Raw genomic sequence first — 1082 nt, forward strand, 5'->3', positions numbered from 1 at the left:
AAGACGCTGCAGCTCGGCGGCACGTCTTACGACCCGACGAACTATTCTTTCAAAAACGGACGGTATGCTACGACGATAACCCAAAAGGACAGCAGTATCTATCTGTACTGGTCGAGTGAGGTTACCTACCAGTCGGCAAGCTTCCTGCGCGTGTTCGTTTCGATATACGCAGACGGGCGCTGGACGGCTCAGGCTGTACAGGCAATCAGCATTGAAAAGAAAAAGGGTGTGTACTATAAGCTGGCTTATGCAGGTAACCAAATATTTCTCCGGGATGATGTTGGGATCCGGGTCATTCCTGTTTCCGACTACGGTACATCAAAGCCAGACAAGCACATTTTAATCAGCCCAACATCCAGCCGCGATGAGCTCTTTAGTGTGGCCTATTACGGGGACAAGACCGGCGTCTTATTCGGGAGTCCGGATTTACTCGGGCTCTATTTTGATGAGGATACGGTTTTCAGCGTCCAGGATAAGCACCGGGTGCTGTCCAATCAAAAGGGTAATCAATACGTATACAATCCGGATACCAAGCGGCTGAATATTTACTACGGTGCCTCCATCCGGCAGCTTGATGTAAAAAACGGGGAGCTCCTCTATGATGAGCAGGGAAAGGATTTTATCACCACGCCGGTTAAAGGCTCCCTGCTCGCGGCACCGGCTTACATCAATGGGAAGATGGTCTATGTATACCAGAAGGGGAAACGAGCGCGGATGGCCATGGTGGATGCTACGTCCTTACAGTTGGAGTCGGATGAATTCACCAATTACTATGTCGATTCCAATTACAAAGGCTTGACGCTGCTCCCCACATCCGATGAGCTGCGACTGGTTGGATTGAGTGAGTATGAGCGCCGACCAGTCCTCAAAGCGGTTGTCATAAAATACAAGTGAGGTGATGCAAGGGTGAAAAAATACGCAGACTGGAAAAATGGTAGCCTTCATCAGTTTTTACAGGAAGACGATTTGGTAGATGAAGCATTCGTTGATTATTTCCTTGAAGTACTCCCTCCAGCATACTGGACGGGTAGCATCATTCAAATAGGGGAGCCGCACAGCCATGTAGGAGGGCGGGCTACTTT

Annotated in this window: 1 protein-coding gene; it reads left to right on the plus strand. The window is 49.4% G+C overall.

The features are described from left to right. Nucleotides 1-894, plus strand: an 894-nt coding sequence (locus tag WBG83_RS22465; protein WP_336747625.1) for a hypothetical protein, incomplete at its 5' end; no start/stop codon positions are given. Nucleotides 895-1082 lie beyond the last annotated feature (188 nt).

Origin of the sequence: Paenibacillus sp. y28, from assembly GCF_037137075.1 — a bacterium.
Taxonomy (GTDB): Bacteria; Bacillota; Bacilli; order Paenibacillales; family NBRC-103111; genus JBBBNV01.